This is a genomic window from Stenotrophomonas sp. STEN225 (assembly GCF_056756445.1).
In genome coordinates this window covers 1-4,628 of record NZ_JBRRBV010000037.1, presented here as the reverse complement: position 1 = coordinate 4,628, position 4,628 = coordinate 1, and the positions used below count along the sequence as shown (strand labels likewise).

Here is a 4,628-nt window from a genome sequence, read left to right as displayed (position 1 = left end):
CTGCATTGCCCGAAGGCAAAAATTTAAAGCTGCAGATGAATGATTCTGGCAACGTATCGCTTGCTTTAAAACAATTAATAGTTGCTTGATCAAACGTCTGCAAGATGGACAGTCATCCTTCCTGCAGGCGCCTTCACAAGATACCTGCGCATACTTTCAAAGATCCGGGGAAGTGGCCTCAGCGCCATTCCCGTGTGCTGCGAAGTTTCCTTCGTAGCGAGCCGCCCATTATGCCAGACTTTTTCAGTCCGTCAACACCTTCGTTCGATCATCTCGTTCGGGGTGGTGGGGGCCCTTGTGTCGCTCAAGCCCCTTGTTGGCGGGCCCTGCGACGGGGGAGGGAAAGTATGTCCCTGTTCGCCCCATTTGTGAAGGGGGTGTGGCGACTTTTTTCATCGGATGTTGGCACCGTTCATCCGACAGGCGCCCGATGAACGGCGCCACGAGCGGCCGGGCGCGTGCCCGGCGCTTGTCCGACAGGTCTCAGGCCGCGATCAGGCGCACACGGGCGAATGTGCGCTTGCCGACCTGCAGCAGGCCTTCGAAGCCCGGCTGCAGCACCTGCTGACCATCTTCCACGACCTCGCCATCCACCTTGACGGCGCGCTCCTTGAGCTTGCGGTTGGCTTCGGAGTTGCTCGGGGTCAGCCCGGCAGCGGTCAGCAGCGCCGCGATGCGCAGGCCTTCGGCCGGAATCGCCACGTCCTGCAGCGGCAACTGGGTGATGTCGCCCTGTCCGGTCACCGCCGCTTCCCAGCCGGCAATGGCCTGTTCGGCGGCGGCTGCGTCGTGGAAGCGGGTTGCCAGCTCCCGCGCCAGGCGCAGCTTCACCACGCGCGGGTTGAGACCGCCGCTGGCCACCTGCTCCCGCAGCTGCGCGGCCTCGGCCTGGCTGATATCGAAGGACAGCAGTTCGATCCAGCGCCACATCAGGGCATCGTCCACCTTCATGGTCTTGGTGACGATGTCGATGGCCGGCTCGCTGATGCCAATGTAGTTGCCCAGCGACTTGGACATCTTGTTGACGCCGTCCAGGCCTTCCAGCAGCGGCATGGTCAGCACCACCTGGGGCTTCTGCCCGTGGTGTTCCTGCAGGCCACGCCCCATCAGCAGGTTGAACTTCTGGTCGGTACCGCCCAGTTCGACGTCCGCCTCCAGGGCGACCGAGTCGTAGCCCTGCACCAGCGGGTACAGGAACTCGTGGATGGCGATGGACTGCTGTGCGGCGTAGCGCTTGGCGAAATCGTCGCGCTCGAGCATGCGTGCCACGGTGTGCTGGCCGGCCAGGCGGATCATGTCGGCCGCCCCCATGCTGCCGAACCACTCCGAATTGAAGCGGACTTCGGTACGGCTGCGGTCCAGCACCTTGAACACCTGTTCCTCGTAGGTGCGGGCATTGGCCAGCACATCGTCGCGGCTGAGCGGCTTGCGGGTCAGGCTCTTGCCCGAAGGGTCGCCGATCATGCCGGTGAAGTCGCCGATCAGGAAGATGACCTGATGACCGAGGTCCTGGAACTGGCGCATCTTGTTCAGCAGCACCGTATGACCCAGATGCAGGTCCGGCGCGGTGGGGTCGAAGCCAGCCTTGATCCGCAGCGGACGGCCTTCCTGCAGGCGCGCACGCAGATCCTCGAGCTTGAGGATCTCGTCGGCACCGCGGCCGATCAGGGAAAGGGCTTCTTCAATCGAGGACACGTGACTACTCCCGGCAACGCCGATTCTTGTGTGGGGGTGTTAAAGCCAAGTTAACCCGATTGGCTTCACAAAAGCCAATGGGCACAAGGGTTTGACGCGCTTTTCTCAGGTGTCTATGGTAACCGGCGTTCAGGCCCGCGCTCCCGGGCCAGCCAGGAAAAACCGCCGATGCACAACTCCGAACAAGGGCGCGCACGCAAGCAGCGCTTCCAGGAACGCCTTCACGTCCTGCACGACAACGCCCTGCATCGGAAGCTCAGGCAACATCTTCCCGCCGCCTTCAATGAGCGCTGGACCCGGCGTCACTGGATGCATGCCAGCCTGTTCGCGACCATCGGTGCGCTGGTCGCCACGATCGTCCCCGGTTTCTCGCACACCATCGACGCCCCCTACGCCGACAGCCACACCAGCCTGGCCCTGCCCTTGCCGCCGCTGTCGCTGGCCCGCCAGCAGCAGGTGCCCGGTGACAGCTGGCAGGTCCTGCGCGTACAACGTGGCCAGACCCTCAGCGAGCTGTTCGACCAGGCCGGCATTCCGGCGACCACCCTGCACCGCGTACTGGACCACCCCGGTGCCCGCGAATCGCTGACGAAGCTGCGTCCGGGCGCCGAGATCGCCTTCGACATGCCGCTGTCCGGCGACCTGCGCAGCATCCGCTTCGACCGCGACGGCGAGAACCGGGTCGAGCTGAGCCTGGCCGGCGACAACATCAAGGAAACCGTGACCAAGCGCGAGACCTCCACGCGCACGGTGGTCACCAGTGGTGAGATCACCAGTTCGCTGTATGCCGCAGCGCGCCGGGCCGGGCTGTCACCCTCGGCGATCGCCACCATGACCGACGACATCTTCAAGTACGACATCGACTTCTCCAAGGACCTGCAGCCGGGCGACCGCTTCAGCGTGGTGATGGATGAGACCTGGCGCGAGGGCGAAAAGGTCGATACCAGCAAGATCCTGGCAGCGACCTTCACCACCGGCGGCAAGACCTATTCGGGCTTCCGCTTCGAACGCAACGGCAAGTCCGAGTACTACGACATCAATGGGCGCTCGCTGAAGAAGAGCTTCATCCGCATGCCGATCCCGTTCGCGCGCCTGAGCTCGACCTTCGGCGCGCGCAAGCACCCGGTGCTGGGCAAGATGCGCATGCACAAGGGCGTGGACTACGCCGCCCGCACCGGCACGCCGATCATGGCGGCCGGCGATGCGCGCGTGCAGTTCGCCGGCGTGCAGCGCGGCTACGGCAATGTGGTGATCCTCGACCACGGTCGTGGCCACACCACCCTGTACGGGCACATGTCGCGCTTTGCGAACATCCGCACCGGCCAGCGCGTGGCGCAGGGCACGGTGATCGGCTATGTCGGCTCGACCGGCCTGGCCACCGGCCCGCACCTGCACTACGAATTCCGCGTCAACGGCGTGCACCGCAACCCGCTGACGGTGACCATGCCGCCGCCGGAGCCGCTCAAGGGCGCCGAGCTGGCCGCCTTCCGCGCCCAGACCGCGCCGGCGATGGCGCGCATCCAGGGCATGGAGAAGCTGATCTACGCCGACGCCAGCCCGGCGCCGACCGGTCGGGACGAGGCGGCCACGGAGGTGGCCAGCGCCAAGGACACGCAGACCCGCGGCCGCAAGCGCGGCTGAGACCTGCGTTGACGAACAAGGACGCGGCAGCCCAAGCTTGCCGCGTCCTTTTCTTTTGCGCGCCATGAGCACACCTGCCGACGCCAACACTCCCCTGTACCTGGGCCTGATGTCAGGCACCAGCGCCGACGGTATCGATGCCGCGCTGGTGCAGTTTCCCGACGAGGGCGGCTGCCGCTTCGTGCATGGCCTGACGGCGCGCTGGGAGCCCCTGCTGCGCGCGCGGCTGGTGGCGCTGGGCGAAGGGGGGCCGCTGGCGTCGCTGGAGGAGCTTGGCGAACTCGACGCGCGGATCGCGATCGCCTTCGCCGACGCCGCCAACCAGTTGCTGGACGAATCCGGCGTGGACCGCACCCGGGTGCGGGCGATCGGCTCGCATGGGCAGACCGTGCGCCACCGGCCGCTGGCCGATCCGGCCTTCACCGTGCAGCTGGGCGACGGCAACCGCATCGCCGAGCTGACCGGGATCACCACGGTGTGCGATTTCCGCCGCCGCGACGTGGCTGCCGGCGGTCATGGCGCACCGCTGATGCCGGCCTTCCACCTCGGCATGCTGGGCACGGCCGACGAGGACCGGGCCGTGCTCAACCTGGGCGGCATCGCCAATCTGACCCTGATCCCGCGGGAGGGTGCCGTACGCGGCTTCGACACCGGTCCAGCCAATGCGCTGATGGATGCCTGGTGCCAGCGCCACACCGGGCGCACCTTCGATGCCGAAGGCGCCTATGCCGCCAGCGGTGTGGTGGATGGCCCCCTGCTGGCGGGCTGGCGTGCGGACCCCTGGTTCGACCTGCCCCCGCCGAAGAGTACCGGTCGCGAACAGTTCCATCTGGCGTGGGCGGAGGCGCACATGGGTGAAGGCCAGTACGCCGCTGCCGATGTGCAGGCGACCCTGCTTGAGCTGACCGTGGCGACCGTGGCCGATGCGCTGCTGGCGCAGCAGCCGCAGACACGCCGCCTGCTGGTCTGTGGCGGCGGCGTGCACAACCGGCAGTTGATGAAACGGCTGGCCGAACGGCTGCCGGCGCTGCAGGTGGAATCCAGCGCCGTGCATGGGTTGGACCCGGAGTACGTGGAAGCCATGGGCTTCGCCTGGCTGGCGCAGCGGACGATGGACGGGCTGACGGGGAACCTGCCCAGCGTCACCGGCGCGAAGGGACCGCGGATTCTCGGCGCGATCCATCTGGCCTGAGGTGGCCCCCCCCCCCCGGGGGGGGGGGGGGGGGGGGGGGGGGGGGGGGGGGGGGGGGGGGGGGGGGGGGGGGGGGCGGGGGCGGGCCGGGGGGGGGCGC

At 67.2% G+C, this 4,628-nt stretch carries 3 protein-coding genes; 2 read left to right on the top strand and 1 reads right to left on the bottom strand.

What is annotated here, in order from left to right; all coding sequences use genetic code 11:
• Positions 1-483: 483 nt before the first annotated feature.
• Positions 484-1,695, bottom strand: a complete 1,212-nt coding sequence (gene tyrS / locus ACVOJ1_RS18930) for a tyrosine--tRNA ligase (protein WP_164153153.1) — start codon at positions 1,693-1,695, stop codon at positions 484-486.
• 168 nt (positions 1,696-1,863) lie between these two features.
• On the opposite strand from tyrS, the gene ACVOJ1_RS18925 reads away from it, so the two are divergent.
• Both ACVOJ1_RS18925 and ACVOJ1_RS18920 read left to right on the top strand, forming a co-directional pair.
• A complete protein-coding gene (locus ACVOJ1_RS18925) occupies positions 1,864-3,336 on the top strand; it encodes a M23 family metallopeptidase (RefSeq protein WP_053516486.1) in 1,473 nt (490 codons plus the stop codon).
• A 64-nt stretch (positions 3,337-3,400) separates the two neighbouring features.
• Entirely contained in the window at positions 3,401-4,528 is a 1,128-nt protein-coding gene (locus ACVOJ1_RS18920) for an anhydro-N-acetylmuramic acid kinase (RefSeq protein WP_164153152.1), read from the top strand.
• The last annotated feature ends 100 nt before the right edge of the window (positions 4,529-4,628 follow it).